At 62.9% G+C, this 17,740-nt stretch carries 13 protein-coding genes and 1 pseudogene; 13 read left to right on the plus strand and 1 reads right to left on the minus strand.

Annotated features, from left to right (window positions below):
• Nucleotides 1–84: 84 nt before the first annotated feature.
• The 4 genes and pseudogenes from FJ434_RS30615 to FJ434_RS18190 form a co-directional block, all read left to right on the plus strand.
• A pseudogene (locus tag FJ434_RS30615) lies at nucleotides 85–522 on the plus strand (ABC transporter permease); the annotation flags it as partial.
• Nucleotides 523–533: 11 nt separating this feature from the next.
• Nucleotides 534–1,172, plus strand: coding sequence for an ABC transporter permease (locus tag FJ434_RS30620; RefSeq protein WP_140750475.1), 639 nt, complete (start codon nucleotides 534–536; stop codon nucleotides 1,170–1,172).
• Nucleotides 1,173–1,583: 411 nt separating this feature from the next.
• Entirely contained in the window at nucleotides 1,584–2,369 is a 786-nt protein-coding gene (locus FJ434_RS18185; RefSeq protein ID WP_140503819.1) for a DeoR/GlpR family DNA-binding transcription regulator, read from the plus strand.
• Between the two features lie 82 nt (nucleotides 2,370–2,451).
• A complete protein-coding gene (locus FJ434_RS18190) occupies nucleotides 2,452–4,929 on the plus strand; it encodes an FAD-dependent oxidoreductase (RefSeq protein WP_140750473.1) in 2,478 nt (825 codons plus the stop codon).
• Here the strand turns inward: FJ434_RS18190 and FJ434_RS18195 are convergent.
• Nucleotides 4,926–5,795, minus strand: coding sequence for a LysR substrate-binding domain-containing protein (locus FJ434_RS18195; RefSeq protein ID WP_140750471.1), 870 nt, complete (start codon nucleotides 5,793–5,795; stop codon nucleotides 4,926–4,928). The two genes, FJ434_RS18190 and FJ434_RS18195, sit on opposite strands and share 4 nt — an antisense overlap.
• Before the next feature lie 155 nt (nucleotides 5,796–5,950).
• On the opposite strand from FJ434_RS18195, the gene FJ434_RS18200 reads away from it, so the two are divergent.
• The 9 genes from FJ434_RS18200 to FJ434_RS18240 all read left to right on the plus strand — a co-directional run bounded on the left by FJ434_RS18200 (nucleotide 5,951) and on the right by FJ434_RS18240 (nucleotide 17,738).
• Nucleotides 5,951–7,651, plus strand: a complete 1,701-nt coding sequence (locus FJ434_RS18200; protein WP_140750469.1) for a Na/Pi cotransporter family protein — start codon at nucleotides 5,951–5,953, stop codon at nucleotides 7,649–7,651.
• 142 nt (nucleotides 7,652–7,793) lie between these two features.
• Nucleotides 7,794–8,993, plus strand: coding sequence for a 2-aminoethylphosphonate--pyruvate transaminase (locus FJ434_RS18205; protein WP_140713226.1), 1,200 nt, complete (start codon nucleotides 7,794–7,796; stop codon nucleotides 8,991–8,993).
• A gap of 25 nt (nucleotides 8,994–9,018) precedes the next feature.
• Nucleotides 9,019–10,275, plus strand: coding sequence for a phosphonoacetate hydrolase (gene phnA, locus FJ434_RS18210; RefSeq protein ID WP_140713224.1), 1,257 nt, complete (start codon nucleotides 9,019–9,021; stop codon nucleotides 10,273–10,275).
• Between the two features lie 234 nt (nucleotides 10,276–10,509).
• Nucleotides 10,510–11,967 (plus strand): phosphonoacetaldehyde dehydrogenase, encoded by a 1,458-nt coding sequence (gene phnY / locus FJ434_RS18215; protein WP_140503809.1) that lies wholly within the window; start codon nucleotides 10,510–10,512, stop codon nucleotides 11,965–11,967.
• A 73-nt stretch (nucleotides 11,968–12,040) separates the two neighbouring features.
• On the plus strand, nucleotides 12,041–13,399 hold the full coding sequence (locus FJ434_RS18220; RefSeq protein ID WP_140750466.1) for an aspartate aminotransferase family protein: 1,359 nt from the start codon (nucleotides 12,041–12,043) through the stop codon (nucleotides 13,397–13,399).
• Between the two features lie 2 nt (nucleotides 13,400–13,401).
• On the plus strand, nucleotides 13,402–14,412 hold the full coding sequence (locus FJ434_RS18225) for an NAD(P)-dependent oxidoreductase (protein WP_140750464.1): 1,011 nt from the start codon (nucleotides 13,402–13,404) through the stop codon (nucleotides 14,410–14,412).
• Nucleotides 14,413–14,678: 266 nt separating this feature from the next.
• Nucleotides 14,679–15,710, plus strand: a complete 1,032-nt coding sequence (locus FJ434_RS18230; protein ID WP_140750462.1) for a 2-aminoethylphosphonate ABC transporter substrate-binding protein — start codon at nucleotides 14,679–14,681, stop codon at nucleotides 15,708–15,710.
• Nucleotides 15,711–15,742: 32 nt separating this feature from the next.
• The gene (locus tag FJ434_RS18235; protein ID WP_140750460.1) at nucleotides 15,743–16,888 is read left to right on the plus strand and encodes an ATP-binding cassette domain-containing protein; all 1,146 of its coding nucleotides are present in this window, start codon (nucleotides 15,743–15,745) and stop codon (nucleotides 16,886–16,888) included.
• On the plus strand, nucleotides 16,881–17,738 hold the full coding sequence (locus FJ434_RS18240) for a 2-aminoethylphosphonate ABC transporter permease subunit (RefSeq protein WP_140750458.1): 858 nt from the start codon (nucleotides 16,881–16,883) through the stop codon (nucleotides 17,736–17,738). The genes FJ434_RS18235 and FJ434_RS18240 overlap by 8 nt, the downstream gene beginning before the upstream one ends.
• The last annotated feature ends 2 nt before the right edge of the window (nucleotides 17,739–17,740 follow it).

The raw sequence follows: 17,740 nt of genomic DNA on the forward strand, positions 1-17,740 counted from the left end.
CCGGACGTAGGGAGGAGGCTATCCAATCATCCCCTTCGAACCGAGAACCGATCGCCATGGCCTATGGCCGCCGCGTCCTTCGCCATGGCCATTGCCGCCGGACTTGCCGTGTCCGCCCTGCTGCTCGCCTCGACCGGCGCCAATGTCGGCCAGGTTTTTTCAACACTCGTGCAAGGCGCCGTCGGCTCGCCCAAGGCGATAGCCACGACGCTGGTCAAGGCGACGCCGATTATCCTTACCGGCCTGGCCACCGTCATCGCCTTCCGCGCACAGTTGTGGAGCATCGGCCAGGAAGGTCAGGTGTTTGCAGGCGCCATGGGCGGCTATCTCGGCGCGCAGGTGCTGGCCAGCCTGCCAGGCGTGGTGTTCTTCCCTGGCGTGCTCGTTTTCGGCATGGCGGCCGGCGTGGCGCTTGGCTGGCTCGCCGCGGTGCTCAAGAACCGTTTCGGCGTCAATGAAATCATCTCGACGGTGATGCTCAACTATCTCGTCTACCTGCTCTCCTGGATGTTGCAGGGCGGCCCGTGGGGTGAGTGCGGCGGCACGATTTCCTACCAACAGTCGCCAATGCTGCCCACCGAAGCCTTCCTGCCCGCATTGTTTGGCAGCAGCAGGTTGCATGCAGGCGTGCTGTTGCCCTTCTCACCGCCGCCATCTGCTCAATGGTGCTGTCGCGGACGCCGCTTGGCTACGCGATCCGTGACCTTGGCTACAATCCAGAGGCGCTTCGGCACAAGGGCGTCAACATCGGCCGCACGGTCACCATCATCCTGATGGCAAGCCGGGCGCTCGCGGCACTTGCCGGCGCAATCGAGCTGTTCGGCGTGGCGCATAGGCTGCGCGCCGACAACCTTGTCCGGCTTGGCTATGCCGGCATCATCGTTGGCATGATCGGCGGCTTACGACCGCTTGGCACGGTCATGGCAGGGCTGTTCTTCGGAGGGCTGGCCAGTGGCGCCGTCTATATGCGCGTGCTTGGCGATGTGCCCGCGGCACTGGTGCCGGCCATCCAAGGCATCAGCTTGTGGTTGCGGCCGTTTCTGCCTACCACCTGGATGCCGGATGTCGTCTTCTCGGCAAAAAGCGGCCAGTCGCTCGTTTCGCTGATCGCTCGTTTCACGCCGCTCGGGGAGCGTTTGTCCATGAGCTGGGGCATGCGAGACATAGTCTGAAGCGTCGGGTCATGCTTTTTGTTTCGAAATTTGATCATTGCGTCGTCGATCTGCTTTGTCGCCAGCCTATCGGTGAGTCACCGATGATCATTTCCGCTGTCGTCGCAAATTATCCGGGCGAGGATTTGTGCGCATATCGATTTTGGCAAATTACGCTTCCACTGCCTGCCCGTGACAAGTGAACCATGTCACCGCAGGAGGCGGAACTCTGGCATCTTGTCCACGGATACCGAAATTGGTGCCTGCTCGCCACATGCAGGTTTCCTCTCAGACGAGCTGGCGGCGAAGCTCGCGGGGCGCCGCGCGGTTGTGTTTGCCGATTAAGAAGCGATGGTGGTATCGACCATCAAGTTGGGCACACCGGCAAATGCCGCATCTTGCAACATTGCCGGGGCTTGGCCAAGGTGGAGCATGTCTGAATCGCAACCTGCTGTCAGCCGAGTCCTTGCGCCCCGTCGCCATGCTGAGATCCTGAAACGCGTTCGCGCCCAGGGATCAGTCAGCATTGCTGAACTCGCCGGCTTCTTCGATGTCTCGCGCGAAACCATCCGTCGTGATCTGAAGCTGCTGTCGGATCAGGGACAACTCGACATTGTGCACGGTGGTGCTGCCCGCTTTGAACCGAGCGAACCGGCGATGAGCTTGCGCAGCCAGGAAAACGCTCATGGCAAGGCGGCGATCGGCAAGGCGGCCGTCGGATTGATCAGGAATGGCATGGTGGTCTTTCTCGATTCCGGCACCACCACCTTGGCCGTCGCGCAGGCCATGATCAAGTTGCGCGATCTTACCATCTGCACGGCAAGCCTGAAGATAGCGCTGCATCTGTGCCATGTCCCGGGCATGCGCGTGCATATGCTGGGCGGCGAAATCGATCCGGGCGAGGAGGCGGCTTCCGGCATCGACACACTCGATGCAATGGGCCGCTTTCGCGTCGACATCGCCTTTCTCGGTGGCGGCGCCCTGTCGCCGGAAGGCGACGTGACGGACTTCACCCGTGCCGGCGCCGAGCAGCGCGGCCGTATGATCGCGCTCGCCGGCAAGGCTTATTTCGTGCTCGATAGCAGCAAGTTCGGCAAGCTGACACCGCTCAGGATTCCGAATTTCGAACGGGCTGCCGGCGTTATCGTCGACGCCAATCCCGGACCAACGCTTGCGGAGGCGCTTTCGCGAAAGGGGCCAGAGCTCCTCGTTGCTTGATGTGATATTTTGTGACTTTTTGAGTTGATATTTGGTTTCTTTGTGTTAGTGTCCCGACCATCCCTCCAATGGCGGAACGCTCATGGCAAATGAATTTCCCACCCACGCTCGCGTTGTCATCGTCGGTGGCGGCATCATTGGCTGCTCGGTCGCCTATCATCTGACAAAACTCGGCTGGACCGATGTTGTCCTGCTTGAGCAGGGACAACTCAGCGGCGGCACCACCTGGCATGCCGCCGGTCTTGTCGGTCAGTTGCGCAGCCATTCGAACATGACCAGCCTGATCAGATACTCCACCCAGCTTTACAGCGAGTTGGAGGCCGAAACCGGCCTTGCCACCGGCTGGAAGAATTGCGGCTCGCTGTCTGTTGCGCGCACCGCTGATCGCATGACGGTGCTGAAGCGCACGGCCGCGTCGGCGCGTGCTCAGGGCGTGGAGATCGACGTCATCTCGCCCCGGGAGGCTGCAGATCTCTGGCCGGTGATGGCGACGGACGATCTCGTCGGCGCCGTCTGGCTGCCGGGAGACGGCAAGGCCAATCCCACAGACTTGACGCAATCTCTGGCCAAGGGCGCGCGCAACCGCGGCGCTAGGATATTCGAGCGGGTGAAGGTCACCGGCATCACGGTGAAAAACGGCGTCGCCTGCGGCGTCGAAACGGAGCGCGGCGACATCGCCACCGAGATCGTCGTCAACTGCGCCGGCCAATGGGGGCGCAAGGTGGGTTTGATGTGCGGCGTCTCGGTGCCGCTGCATTCGGCCGAGCATATGTACATCGTCACCGGCAGGATCGAGGGCGTGCACCCGGACCTGCCTGTGATGCGCGACCCTGACGGCTTCATCTACTTCAAGGAAGAGGTCGGCGGCCTGGTGATGGGCGGCTTCGAGCCGCATGCCAAGCCGTGGGGCATGAATGGAATCCCCGAAAATTTCGAGTTCGCGCTGTTGCCCGACGATTGGGACCAGTTCGAAATCCTAATGGAAAACGCGCTGGTCCGCGTGCCGCAGCTGGCGCATGCCGAGGTCAAGAAATTCTACAACGGTCCCGAAAGCTTCACGCCGGACAACAATTTCATCCTCGGCGAAGCACCGGAACTGAAGAATTTCTATGTCGGCGCTGGCTTCAATTCGATGGGCATCGCCAGTGCCGGCGGCGCGGGCAGGGCACTGGCCGAATGGATCGTCAACAGCGCACCGACCATGGATCTGTGGCCGGTCGACATCAGGCGCTTCGCCTCGTTCAACAACAACCCGCGCTGGCTGCATGACCGGGTCAAGGAGACGCTCGGCCTGCACTACGCCATGCCATGGCCGAACCGGGAACTCGACACCGCGCGGCCGTTCCGCCGCTCGCCGCTCTATGACCGGCTGGCCGCCAGGGGCGCCTGCTTCGGCTCCAAGATGGGCTGGGAGCGCGCCAACTGGTTCGCCGCACCGGAAGAGAAGCCCGAGAATGACTATGCCTTCGGCCACCAGAATTGGCACGAGGCGGTCCGCCGCGAGATGAAGGCGACGCGCGAGGCTGTCGCCATCTTCGACCAGACGTCTTTCGCAAAACTGCTTGTCCAGGGCCGCGACGCTTGCGCCGTGCTGGACCGGATCTGCGCCGGCAATGTCGATGTACCTATAGGCACGTCGGTCTACACGGGTGTGCTCAACGCGCGTGGCGGCTATGAAAGCGATCTCACCGTGATGCGGCTGGGCGCGGAAAAATTCCTCATCGTCACAGGGTCCGCGCAAGCGGTCCACGACGCCGACTGGATCATCAAGAACATTCCGGCCGATGCGCATGCGATCCTGACTGACGTCACCTCCGCCTACGCCGTGCTGGCCGTGATGGGGCCACGCTCGCGCGATCTCCTCGCCAGACTGTCGTCGGCCGATCTCTCCAATGCGGGCTTTCCCTTCGCCACCATCCGCGAGATCGATATCGGCCATGCCACCGCCTATGCCAACCGCATGACCTATGTCGGAGAGCTCGGCTGGGAGCTGATCGTGCCGACCGAATTTGCCGTCGGCGCCTACGAGGCGCTGCATAATGCCGGCCGCGAATTCGGAGTGCTGGACGCCGGCTACTATGCGCTCGACGCCTTGCGCATCGAAAAGGGTTTTCGAGCCTGGGGTCGGGAATTGACCCCTGACATCAACCCTTGGCAGGCCGGGCTCGGCTTTGCCGTAGCCATGGACAAACCGAGCGGCTTCATCGGCCACGAGGCGTTGGCCAAGGCAAAGTCATCGGCGGCACCAGTAAAGCGCGTCGTGCTGTTCACTCTCGACGATGCCGAACCGATGCTGTGGGGCGGTGAACTGATCCTGCGCGACGGCAAACCGGTGGGCGAAGTCCGCTCGGCTGCCTACGGCCACACGCTTGGCCGCTCGGTAGCGCTCGGACTGATCGAGAATGAAGCTGGCGTCGATGCCGCGTTCGTCACCGGCGGACGTTTCGAGATCGACCTTGCCGGCGTGCGCCATACTGCCACGGCGCATCTGCGCAGTCCCTACGATCCAAAGTCGGAGCGGGTGAAGGCGGATGTGGTGGAGGTGAAAGCTGCAGCTTAATCCACCGACATGGAACGCGCCATGTCGAGAAAAGCGCGCACGAGCTTGCCGCCGCTGCGTTCGCGCAGGCAGATCAGCGCTTCGTCCATCAAGGTCTCGGGGGCGTCGATGGTAATCGCCACCAGCCGCGAATCCTGGCCGAACTCGGCCGCCGAGACAAAGCCGATGCCGGCGCCCGAGGCGACGATTTCGCGGACCGCCTCGCGGCCTTCGGCCTCGATCACGGGTCTCAATTCGATCTTCGACACCGCGGCGAGGTCTTCGAGCTTCTGACGCGTCTTCGAGCCGCGCTCGCGCATCACCAGCGATTCCAGCGCGAGTTGCTTGAGGGTCAGCGATTTCCTACCCGCCAGCGGATGATCGATGGAGGCAAAAGCGATGATCGGCGTGGAGTTGAGCTTCAGCACTTCGAAGTCGCGCCCCGTAGGCACCTCGCCCAGCACGCCGATGTCGGCATCGTAGCTGTAGAGGCTGCTGATCACCGTCTCGGTGTTGCCGGCGCGCACCGAAACCTGGACACCGGGATAGCGCGCCCGGAAGCTGCCGAGGATATGAAGAAGATGATGCGCTGCATCGGCCACGATGCGCAGCGTGCCGGCGCGCAGGGCGCGCGATTCCGTCAACAGTTCGAGTGCCTGTTGCTCGGTGTCGAACATGCGGTGGGTTATTTCGAGCAGCTTCTGGCCCGAATGGGTCAGCGTGACCTGCTTCTTGTTCCGGTTGAAGAGCAGGACGTCATACTCTTCCTCGAGCTTGCGCACCTGGTCCGAGATGGCCGGCTGGGTCAGGAACAGCGCTTCCGCAGCGCGTGAAAAACCGCCTGAAATCGCGACCTGATGAAAGGCCCGCAACTGGACGTAGCGCATCTTTTCCGCCCTTCGAGATCCCGGAAGCCTATCATAAGCCTCATAAGCCACATTAATTGAAAAATAGAAATGAACGATTTGACTTATGTTCAGCCAAATCTAGCCTGAGTGAGGGTCGACGTCTTTGCCGGCCACGGACACCCGGAGGCGTAACCATGCAATTTTCCATCATCCTGCTGCATTTGGCGGGTGCTGTCATGCTGCTGCTTTGGGCCGTGCGCATGGTGCGCACGGGCGTCGAGCGGGCCTGCGGGCCTGCATTGCGCGATGCCCTGCGGCAGGCTCGCGATGCGCGGGTCAGGTCGGCGGGGATTGGCATCGTGCTTGCCGTCCTGCTGCAGAGTTCCACCGCCGTCGCCGTGCTGGCGGCAGGGTTTGTCGCCAGCGGCATGGTGTCGGTGACCGCCGGGCTGGCGATCCTGCTTGGCGCCGACCTTGGTTCGGCGTTGGTCGTGCAGGTGCTGTCGTTCGACCTCAGCTGGTTGATACCGGCGCTAATCCTGGTCGGCGGCGCGATGTTCCTGAAGTTCGAGGCACGCAGCATCAAGCAAGGCGGACGCATCACGATGGGCATCGCCTTCGTGCTGTTGTCGCTGCACATGATCGGCGAGGCGACCGTGCCGATGCGGCAGAGCACATTGCTGCCCCTGGTGATCTCTTATCTGCGCGCCGACTATTTCACCGCCTTTGCCGCTGCCGCGCTGTTCACGTGGTTGATCCACTCCAGCGTGGCGGCAATCCTGCTGTTCGTCACGCTCGCCGCGCAGGGAGTCTTGCCAGTCGAGGTCGGTCTTTTCTTCATCCTCGGCGCCAATTGCGGCGGCGCGCTGATCGCCGTGTGGCTCACGCGAGGCGAGGCCGTCCAGGCGCGCCGCGTCCCGCTCGGCAATCTGATCTTCCGTGGCGCGGCAGCACTTGCCGCCCTGTTTGCGCTTCAGGCGGTGGTGTTTCCGACCCATCTGTTTGGTTCGACCGAAGGCCGGCAACTGGTCAATTTGCATCTCGCTTTCAATCTGGCACTCGTCGCCTGCTGCCTGCCTTTCACCGGCATGATGGAAAGGCTGGTGACCTTGCTGATCGCCGACAGACCGCCGGCAAAGGCACGCGCGGACCTCATGTCGCGCCGCAGCAGCGCGCTTGATCGTACCGTCATGCGCACGCCAGGTCTCGCGCTGGCCAGTGCCACCCGCGAGTTGCTGCGCATGGGCGAGGTCGTCGAGGTGATGCTGCGTCCGGTGATGGATTTCTTCGACGCCGGCACCGCCGATCAGATCCGCCAGGCGCAGAAGCTCGATGACGAGGTCAACCGCGCCCATACCGAGATCAAGCTCTACATCGCCGAGGTCAATCGCGGCAGCATGACCGCGACCGAAGCCCAGCGCGGTATCGAACTCACCGATTTCGCCATCAATCTCGAACGCGCCGGCGACATCGTCGCCAAGAACCTGCTCGTGCTCGCCCGGGAATTGCGCGACAAGAACCTGCGCTTTTCACGCGATGGCTGGAGCGAACTGTCCGGGCTTCATAACCGTGTCATGGCTAACATGCAGCTTGCGCTCAACGTGCTGGTGTCGAGCGATCTCGACTCGGCGCGGCAACTCGTCGTCGAGAAGGAGCGGATGCGCAAGCTGGAACGCATGAGCCATGATCGTCACCTGAAGCGCCTGCAATCGGGAATGCCGCAGAGCATCGACACCAGCGACATCCATATCGAGGCGGTCGGGGCATTGAAGGAAATCAACTCGCTGATGGCGTCGGTCGCCTATCCCCTGCTGACGCAAAGCGGCGATCTGCTCGAAAGCCGGCTGGCGAAGGGCGGCGGGGTTGCGGATGAGATGGCTTCCGCGGTGGCATGACAAGGCGGAACTGCTCGATGAAGCCGGCAAACTTATCCATCGTCCAAATCGATACATCGATACAAAATAACGATTTTACAAATATGTCATTCAGGCCGAAACTTAGGCCATATCAAAAAGCAGCGATCTGTCGGAGGACACCATGCTCGCCGAGACCAAATTTGCCGCCGAGCCGCTGGCCAGTCCGGCACTGGGCGAGCCCTATCTTCTGACCCCAGGCCCCCTGACCACGGCCTATTCGGTCAAGCAGGCCATGCTGCGCGACTGGGGATCATGGGACGGCGATTTTCGCGGCATGACCGCCGATATGCGCCGCCGCCTGCTGGCGCTGACCGGCGACACGACTGGCGATTTCGATTGCGTGCCGATGCAAGGCAGCGGCTCCTTTTGCGTCGAGGCGATGCTGGGTTCGTTCGTGCCCAGGGATGGCAAGGTGCTGGTCCTGGCCAACGGTGCCTACGGCCTGCGTGCCGCGCAGACCATGCAGTATCTTGGTCGCGCCTATATGCTGATCGACAAGGGCGACTATCTGCCGCCGCGCGGTGACGAGGTGGCGGCGGCTCTCGAGGCCGACCCGGCGATCACGCATGTCATCGCCATCCATTGCGAGACCAGTTCGGGCATCCTCAATCCGGTCGCCGAGATCGCCGAAGCCGTCCACGCCAAGGGCCGCAAGCTCCTCGTCGATTCCATGAGCGCCTTCGGCGCCGTCGCGCTTGATGTCAACGATATCCGCTACGAGGCGATGGTCTCCTCCGCCAACAAATGCATCGAGGGCGTGCCGGGCTTTGGCTTCATCATCGCCCGCAAGAGCGAATTGGAGGCCGCCAGGGGCCGCAGCCACTCGCTGTCGCTCGATGTCCATGCCCAGTGGGCGCACATGAACAAGACCGGCCAGTGGCGTTACACGCCGCCGACACATGTCGTTGCTGCCTTCCTCGAAGCGCTGCGCCAGCACGAGGCCGAGGGCGGCGTCGCCGGCCGAGGTGCTCGCTACACCAGGAACCGCGACGTGATGGTGGCCGGCATGCGCGATCTTGGCTTCGAGACCTTGTTGAAAGACCGCTGGCTGTCGCCGATCATCGTCACCTTCTTCAACCCGGCCCATGCCAATTTCGCCTTCGACCGCTTCTACGAGCTGATGAAGGACAAGGGCTTCATCATCTATCCGGGCAAGCTGACCGCCGTGGACTCCTTCCGCGTCGGCTGCATCGGCCAGATGGACGAACATGTCATGCGCCGCGTCGTCGGGGCGGCGGCGCAGTCACTGAAGGAAATGGGCGTAGACACGGCTGCCCCACCCGCCGCTGCAATCGCCGAGCGCGCCAAACTCGCCGCCTGAAGCGGCACTATTCAAGGGATTTTCGATGAACCAGATGTCTCCGATCAATGTCGCGGTCAACGGCCGCACCTACGCCTGGCCGCGTGTGCCGGCCATCGCCATCTGCCTTGACGGCTGCGAGCCGGCCTATCTCGACGAAGCTATTCATGCCGGGCTGATGCCGGCTCTGGTCAGGATCAAGGAAAAGGGCACGGTGCGCTTCGCCCACTCGGTCATTCCGAGCTTCACCAACCCCAACAATCTGTCGATCGCCACTGGTCGGCCGCCTTCAGTGCACGGCATCTGCGGCAACTATCTTTACGAGCGCGAGACCGGCAAGGAAGTGATGATGAACGACCCGCGCTTCCTGCGCGCGCCGACGATCTTCCAGGCTTTCTATGATGCCGGCGCCAAGGTCGCGGTGGTCACCGCCAAGGACAAGCTGCGCGCCTTGCTCGGCAAGGGATTGGCCTTCGACGAAGGCCGCGCGCTGTGTTTCTCGGCGGAAAAGTCGGACACCACGACTGTCGCAGAACACGGCATCGACAATGCCTCGAAGCACTTTGGCCTGCCGGTGCCCGAGGTCTATTCGGCCGAGCTGTCGGAATTCGTCTTCGCCGCTGGCGTCCAGTTGCTGAAGGAGTTCCGCCCCGACATCATGTACCTGACGACGACAGACTATGTGCAGCACAAATACGCGCCTGGCGTGCCGCAGGCCAACGCCTTCTATGAAATGTTCGACAAGTACCTGACCGAACTCGATGCGCTGGGCGCGGCGATCGTCGTCACCGCCGACCATGGCATGAAGCCCAAGCACAAGGCCGACGGTTCGCCCGACGTCGTCTATGTCCAGGACCTTTTGGACGAGTGGTTGGGCAAGGACGCCGCCAGAGTCATCCTGCCGATCACCGACCCCTATGTTGTGCACCACGGCGCCCTCGGCTCGTTTGCCACCGCCTATCTTCCTGATGGCGCCGACCGGGCCGGCATCATGGCGCGGCTGGCCAAGATCGATGGCATTATGCTGGTCGTCGACAGCCCGACGGCTTGCGAGCGTTTCGAGCTACCGGCCGACCGCATCGGTGACATCGTGCTGATCTCGACGGAGAACAAGACCATTGGCACCAGCGAACACCGACATGATCTGGCGGCGCTCAACGAACCGCTCCGCTCGCATGGCGGGCTGACCGAGCAGGAGGTGCCGTTCATCGTCAACCGCGTGCTGCTGGATTTGCCGAACGAGCCGACGCTGCGCAATTTCGACGCGTTCCTCTACGCAACGATGGCAGCGGCGCAGGCTTGATGTCGAGCGCGATTGTCGACCCCCACTCCGCCGAGCTTCGCTCGGCACCTCTCCCCCGATCGACGGGGGAGAGGAAGGGCGCGCGGGTTGCCGATCTTGGCTTCCTTCCTCTCCCTCCGGAGAGGGGAGAGGTGGCGCCGCGCAGCGGCGACGGAGTGGGGGAAGCATCGCCAAGACGCGATGGTCGCGCCGACAAAAGTTCTATGTGGCTCACTAAGCACCGGGAAGACTCACATGACCAAGCTTGACCCTGCCATCAAAGTTCGTCATGAGCCGATGCGTATCGCCGGCAAGAAGGTCGATGCCGACGGCGTCGTCGAGGTGCGCTACCCCTGGAACGATACCGTTATCGGCACCGTGCCGGCGGGCCGCGCCGAGCATGCCCGCAAGGCGTTCGACATCGCCGCCGGCTATAAGTCGAAGCTGACGCGTTATGAGCGCCAGCAGATCCTGTTTCGCACCGCGCAAGCGCTGGCGTCGCGCCGGGAAGAGATCTCCGATCTGATCACGCTCGAACTCGGCATCTCCAAGACGGATTCGCTCTATGAAGTCGGCCGGGCCTATGACGTGTTCACGCTGTCGGCGCAGATGTGCATCCAGGATGATGGCCAGATTTTCTCCTGCGATCTCACACCGCATGGCAAGGCGCGCAAGATCTTCACCACCCGCGAGCCGCTGAGGGCGATCTCCGCGATCACGCCGTTCAACCATCCGCTTAACATGGTCTCGCACAAGGTGGCGCCGGCGATCGCCACCAACAATTGCGTGGTGGTGAAGCCGACCGAACTGACGCCGATGACTGCGCTGCTGCTGGCCGACATTCTTTATGAAGCCGGCCTGCCGCCGGAAATGCTTTCGGTGGTGACCGGCTGGCCGGTCGACATCGGCAACGAGATGATCACCAACGAGAATATCGACTTGATCACCTTCACCGGCGGCGTGCCGGTCGGCAAGATGATCGCCCGCACCGCCGGCTACAGGCGCCAGGTGCTGGAACTCGGCGGCAACGATCCGCTGATCATCCTCAACGATCTCTCCGATGACGATCTAGCCAAGGCCGCCGATCTCGCCGTCGCCGGTGCGACGAAGAATTCCGGCCAGCGCTGCACGGCGGTCAAGCGCATTCTCGTTCAGCAAAGCGTCGCCGACCGTTTCGTGCCGCTGGTGCTGGAGCGGGCGAAGAAGATCCGCTTCGGCGATCCGATGGACCGTTCGACCGATCTTGGCACCGTAGTCCACGAGAAGGCGGCGGCGTTGTTCGAAGCCCGCGTCCACATGGCCGCCGAGCAAGGTGCCGAGATCCTCTACAATCCCGGTCGCCAGGGTGCGCTGCTGCCGCCGATCGTCGTCGATCGCGTACCGCATAAGTCGGAACTGGTGATGGAAGAAACGTTTGGGCCGATCATCCCGATCGTGCGCGCGCCTGACAATGACGAGGCACTCATTGCGCTCTCCAACTCGACCGCCTTCGGCCTGTCATCGGGTGTCTGCACCAACTCGTTTCCACGCATGCAGAAATACATCGCCGGTCTGCAGGTCGGCACGGTCAATATCTGGGAAGTGCCGGGCTACCGCATCGAGATGTCGCCCTTTGGCGGCATCAAGGATTCAGGCAATGGCTACAAGGAAGGCGTCATCGAGGCGATGAAGAGCTATACCAATGTGAAGACGTTTTCGCTGCCCTGGTCCTGACCGGATCACACTGACTGGCAGGACAAAACGAGGGGGCGTTCCACGCTCCCTCATTCGCGTTTCGGAGAGCGTTATGGCCGCAATATCTGAGCTTGTGCATACCGAGGGTGATTCCAACACCACGGCGGCGCGCGGCCGCTGGGACGCCGGCCAGGATGATCTGCGTATCCGCGGCCTGCTCGACCGCGACGCTGCCGCCTTCATGCACCAGAGCCTGTCCAGTCCCTGCCTGTCGACGATCGCCAAAGCGGAAGGCATCTGGATCGAGGATACGGCCGGCCGGCGCTTCATGGATTTCCATGGCAACAGCGTGCATCATCTCGGCTACGGCCATCCGAGGCTGGTGACCGCTATCAAGAAGCAGCTTGATGATCTCTGCTTCGCACCGCGCCGCTTCACCTGCGAGCCCGCTGTCGAGCTGGCCGAAAAGCTCGCGGAACTTGCTCCCGGCGATCTCGGCAAGGTGCTGTTCACGACAGGCGGCTCGGATGCCATCGAAGTGGCGCTGAAGATCGCGCGTGCCGCGACAGGCCGCTTCAAGACGGTGTCGTTCTGGGATGCGTTTCACGGCGCCGGTTTCGGCGCGGCAAGTGTCGGCGGCGAAGCGACTTTCCGTTCGCACATCGCCGGCCCGATGATGACCGGCACCGAGCATGTCGCGCCCTGGGACGGCTATCGCTGTCCCTACGGCCACGATTCGCTGGAAGCATCGGGGACCGCCTGCGCCAACATGATTGCCTATGTGCTCGGCCGCGAGCAGGATGTGGCGGCGGTCGTCGCCGAGCCGATGCGGGCGACGCCCAATCCGCCGCCGCCCGGCTTCTGGAAGCGGGTGCGCGAAGCCTGCGACCGGCACGGCACGCTGCTGATCTTCGACGAGATCCCGACCGGCCTCGGCAAGACCGGCAAATTCTTCGCGCACGAGCATGATGGCGTGACGCCCGACATCGTCGTGCTCGGCAAATCGCTAGGCGGCGGCATCCTGCCGATCGCCGCCGTCATTGCGCGGCGCGACCTCGACGTCACCGGCGGCTTCGCCATCGGTCACTACACCCACGAAAAGAACCCGGTGACGACTCGCGCCGCGCTGACCACGATCGACATCGTCCTTGAGGAAGGGCTGGTCGAGCGCGCGGCCGAGCTTGGCCAACATATGTTGGGACGCATGCAAGACCTGATGGCTCGCTCGGCCCATGTCGGCGATGTCAGGGGCAGGGGGCTGATGGTCGGCGTCGAACTGGTCGAGGATCGGGCCACGCGGCAGCCGGCGCGCGCGCTTGCCGAACGGGTCTTCTATGCCTGCCTGGAGCAGGGCCTGAGCTTCAAGATCAGCCAGGGTAACGTGCTGACGCTGTCGCCGCCGCTGGTCATTTCGAAGAGTGATCTCGACCGGGCGCTCGACATTGTCGAGCGCGCCGTGCTGGCGGCCTGACCATGAAGGCCGTGCGCACCGATCGGGAACTCGAATGCCCCGGGATTGACGCCGGTTTGCGGGCGCGCGGCGTGGAACTCGCGACACTGCCTGACGGCATTCCCGAAGACGATCTCATCGAGGCCGTCGCTGACACCGATCTTCTGCTCATGTGCTACACGCCGATTACGGCGCGGGTGATCGACGCCGCACCGAAATTGAAGGGCATCGTCAAATATGGCGTCGGCGTCGATGCCATCGACATCCCGGCCGCGATGCGGCGCGGCATCCCGGTCGTCAATGTGCCCGAATATGCCGAGGAAACCGTCGCCGAAGGTGCCTTCGCGCTGATGATTGCGCTGGCCAAGCAACTGCCGGCCATCACTGCGGCGGTGTCGCGCGATGGCTGGGTCTGGCCCGAGCAGCGTTGGCTTGGGCGCGACCTATCAGGCGCCACGCTGGGCTTGGTCGGCTGCGGCAAGATCGGCCGCAGCATGGCGCGCATGGCCGGGCAAGGGTTTCGCGCGCGGATTCTTGGTTTCGATCCTGGCGTCGATGCTGCGACGATGCACGCTGCCGGCATCGAGAAGGCCGACGATCTCCACACCATGCTGCGGACCTGCGACTTCGTTTCCATCCATTGTGTGCTGAACGACAAGACGCGTGGCCTGATCGGCAAGGTCGAACTCGCTTGCATGAAAACTTCCGCCGTCATCATCAACGTTTCTCGCGGCGCGCTGATCGATGAGGCGGCACTCGTCGAGGCGATCCTCGCCGGGCGCATAGCCGGCGCCGGGCTCGACGTCTATTCGGTCGAGCCTTTGGCGAAGTCCGGCCATCCGATGAGCGCATTATTCGGTCGCGACAATGTGATCCTCTTTCCGCATCTCACATTTTTCACCGCGGAAGCGATGCGCCGGCTTGAAGAGGACACGCTCGCGCGCTGCTTCGAAATCCTGGAGGGGCGTCCCGTGACAGTCCGCTCGTTCGATCCTCGTCTGCGGGCGCAGACGGCAGGTGTTTTATTCTCCTGATTATCCTTACGTTTCAGCCGTCGCAGCCTATCTGGCGCAAGTTTCGAAGGGTTCTAAATGCGTCCACGACATGGACGCGACAGTTCTATGACAAATATCAGAGGAAGTTTGCCTGTCATAAAATAAATAGATTTTACTTATCGATTGCCGATCCCCAAAGTTGTCACAACGACGACATCCAATCGGCTCAACGTCCGCCAGAGATACGAAGCCGATCGGTCCTAGTGCATCGCAGAATGTGCCATCAATCAAAGGGGAACTGATCCATGAAATCGCGAAACGCAACCATCGCAATGACCTTCGCCGCGTCGCTTCTGGCGTCGTCGGCTCTCGTCGCACCGGCGTTCGCCGATGGCGTCGTCACTATCTATTCCGCCGACGGTCTGCATGATGGCAATGGCAGCTGGTATGAGACCGAATTCGCTGCCTTTACCAAGGCCACCGGCATCACCGTGCAGTATATCGAGGCCGGTTCGGGCGGCGTCGTCGAGCGCGTCGCCAAGGAAAAGTCGAACCCGCAGGCCGATGTGCTGGTGACCTTGCCGCCCTTCGTCCAGCGCGCTGCCGCCGACGGCCTGCTGCAGGATTACAAGCCGCAAGGCGCCGACCAGATCGACGGCGGCACCGACAAGTACCGGCCGCTGGTCAACAACTACATGAACTTCATCTACAACAGCGCCGTGCTGTCGGAAGCGCCGAAGAGCTACAACGACCTGCTCGATCCGAAATTCAAGGGCAAAATCCAGTATTCGACGCCCGGCCAGGCCGGCGACGGCACCGCCGTGATGCTGCAGATCATCCACGCCTTCGGCGGTGAGGATGCGGGCTTCGCGTTCATGAAGAAGCTTCAGGAAAACAATGTCGGCCCGTCCGCCTCGACCGGCAAGCTGACCGCGCTCGTCAACAAGGGCGAATTGCACGTCGCCAATGGCGACCTGCAGATGAACATGTCGCAGATGGCAGACAATCCGAACATCAAGGTGTTCTGGCCCGCAGGGCCGGACGGCACCCGTTCGACCTTCGCGCTGCCCTATGAGATCGGCCTGGTGACCGGCGCTCCCAACGGCGACAACGGCAAGAAGCTGATCGACTTCCTGCTCTCCAAGGATGCGCAGTCGACGGTGAGCTCCATTGCTATCGGCCTGCCGGCCCGCAAGGACGTGACGCCGAACGACGCCAACTTCGCGAAATTGCAGGACGCGATGAAGGGCCTGACCATCTGGTCGCCGAACTGGAATGACGCGCTGGCCAAGCTTCCCGACTACGTCAAGAAGTGGAACGAAGCGACCGGAAGTTGATCCCCAAGGGAACCAGTCGGGAGAACAACGCCATGTCGGCCGTCGCCTTCACGGGTACCAGTGTTATGGATATCGACGCCGCGAAGGTTCGCGGCGCCGGTTCCAACGTCCACTTCGACAAAGTCAGCGTCGCCTATGGCGCGCTTGTCGTGCTGCATCCGCTGACCCTGGACATCGCGCCGGGTGAAATCCTGGCGATGATCGGCCCGTCGGGCTCCGGCAAGACGACCGCCCTGCGCGCCGTGGCCGGCTTCGTGCGGCCGGCAAGCGGCCGCATCCGCATCGGCGCGACGGACGTGACCGACCTGCCACCTTACGAGCGCGGTCTTGGCATGGTGGTGCAGAACTACGCGCTGTTTCCGCATATGCGGGTTGAGGACAATGTTGCTTTTGGCCTCAGGGCGCAAGGCGCCGACAAGGCGTTGATCGGCGAACGGGTGAAAGATGCGCTCGCCACTGTCGGCATGGCGACCTTTGCCCGGCGTTATCCGCGTGAGCTTTCGGGCGGCCAGCAGCAGCGTGTCGCAATTGCCCGCGCGCTTGCCGTGCGGCCGCGCGTTCTGCTGCTCGACGAGCCGCTTTCGGCGCTCGACGCGCAGATACGCCGCAACATGGTCGAGGAGATCGCCCGCCTGCACCGCAGCCTGCCGGGCCTGACCATTCTCTACGTCACCCACGACCAGACCGAGGCGCTGACGCTCGCCGACAAGATCGCCATCATGCGCGACGGCAGGGTCTGTTCGCACGGACCGACGACGGAACTCTACCGCCGTCCGCCAAATCGCTTTACCGCCGAGTTCCTCGGCCGCGCCAACCTTCTGCCGGTGACGGTTGAAGAGCCTGTCGGGTCGAAAGGCTTTGCCACGGCAAGGCATGGCGATGCCGTGCTCACAGGCGCCGGTCGCGACGAGAAGGCCGGCGACAAGAGCCTGCTCTGCATCAGGCCGCAGCATCTCAGTCTGACGGCCGACAGCGAGCACACCAACCGCATCGTCGGCACACTCAGGGAAGTGCACTGGCAGGGCGAACTCACCCACCTCGTGCTCGACGTCGACGGCACGCCGGTGCGCGTCTCGGCAACGAAACTACCCATGGCCTTGCCGGAACCCGGCGCCAGGGTGCCGCTGTTTTTCGCACCGGCCGATACGTCGCTGCTTCCGGAAGACGCCGGTGTCTGAGGCTGTCGCCATTCGTGCGCCGGCGATCAGGAGAGAACCCGGCAAATTCTGGATCGTGCCGCCGGCGGCCCTGCTGGCCCTGCTGTTCTTCTATCCGCTGGCGCTGATTGCCCGGCAGGCCTTTCTGGATGACGGCGGTGTCGCCAATGCCACCGAGATTTTTCGCGTGCTGCATTCGCGCTTCTTCCTCAACGCGCTGATCAACACGGTGACGATCTCGGTCACGGCCACGGCCGGATGCCTGGTGGTCGGCCTCGTGCTGGCACTGATCCTGGCCTTCGTGCCGTTCCCCGGCAGCGGCTTCATCGCGCGGCTGATCGACACCTTCATCGCGCTGCCAACCTTCCTGGTGACGCTTGCCTTCACCTTCCTCTACGGCTCCGCCGGGATGCTCAATACGGGACTGATGGAGGCCTTCTCGCTGCCGCTGCCGCCGGTCGATTTCCTCTATTCGACCTGGGGCGTGGTGCTGGCCGAAGTCACCGTCTACACGCCGTTCATCCTGCGGCCGCTGCTTGCCGCCTTCTCGCTGGTCGACCGCGGCCAGATCGAAGCGGCGAGCGTGCTTGGCGCACGCCCGTTCCGCATCGTGCGTCAGGTCATCCTGCCGGCGGCAATTCCGGCACTCATTGCCGGCGGCAGTCTCTGCCTGCTGTTGACCGTCAATGAATTCGGCATCGTGCTGTTCATCGGCGCCAAGGGCGTCATCACGCTGCCGCTGCTGATCTACGGCAAGGCGATCCAGGAATCGGCCTATCAGGTCGCCTGCATCATCGCCGTGGTCAACATCGCGCTGTCGCTCGGCCTGTTCGGCCTATACCGCTTCGCCGCCGGCCGGCTGGGGGTCTAGTC

Origin of the sequence: Mesorhizobium sp. B2-5-13 (assembly GCF_006440535.1) — a bacterium.
GTDB classification, from domain to species: domain Bacteria; phylum Pseudomonadota; class Alphaproteobacteria; order Rhizobiales; family Rhizobiaceae; genus Mesorhizobium; species Mesorhizobium salmacidum.

What these genes read in the sequence shown, in the direction of transcription:
- FJ434_RS18220 (WP_140750466.1), top strand. Translation starts at nt 12,041, where the DNA reads ATGGCCGCAATATCTGAGCTTGTGCATACCGAGGGTGATTCCAACACC.
- phnY (WP_140503809.1), top strand. Translation starts at nt 10,510, where the DNA reads ATGACCAAGCTTGACCCTGCCATCAAAGTTCGTCATGAGCCGATGCGT.
- FJ434_RS18200 (WP_140750469.1), top strand. Translation starts at nt 5,951, where the DNA reads ATGCAATTTTCCATCATCCTGCTGCATTTGGCGGGTGCTGTCATGCTG.
- FJ434_RS18205 (WP_140713226.1), top strand. Translation starts at nt 7,794, where the DNA reads ATGCTCGCCGAGACCAAATTTGCCGCCGAGCCGCTGGCCAGTCCGGCA.
- FJ434_RS18230 (WP_140750462.1), top strand. Translation starts at nt 14,679, where the DNA reads ATGAAATCGCGAAACGCAACCATCGCAATGACCTTCGCCGCGTCGCTT.
- FJ434_RS18185 (WP_140503819.1), top strand. Translation starts at nt 1,584, where the DNA reads ATGTCTGAATCGCAACCTGCTGTCAGCCGAGTCCTTGCGCCCCGTCGC.
- FJ434_RS18190 (WP_140750473.1), top strand. Translation starts at nt 2,452, where the DNA reads ATGGCAAATGAATTTCCCACCCACGCTCGCGTTGTCATCGTCGGTGGC.
- FJ434_RS18235 (WP_140750460.1), top strand. Translation starts at nt 15,743, where the DNA reads ATGTCGGCCGTCGCCTTCACGGGTACCAGTGTTATGGATATCGACGCC.
- phnA (WP_140713224.1), top strand. Translation starts at nt 9,019, where the DNA reads ATGAACCAGATGTCTCCGATCAATGTCGCGGTCAACGGCCGCACCTAC.
- FJ434_RS18225 (WP_140750464.1), top strand. Translation starts at nt 13,402, where the DNA reads ATGAAGGCCGTGCGCACCGATCGGGAACTCGAATGCCCCGGGATTGAC.
- FJ434_RS18195 (WP_140750471.1), bottom strand. Translation starts at nt 5,795, where the DNA reads ATGCGCTACGTCCAGTTGCGGGCCTTTCATCAGGTCGCGATTTCAGGC.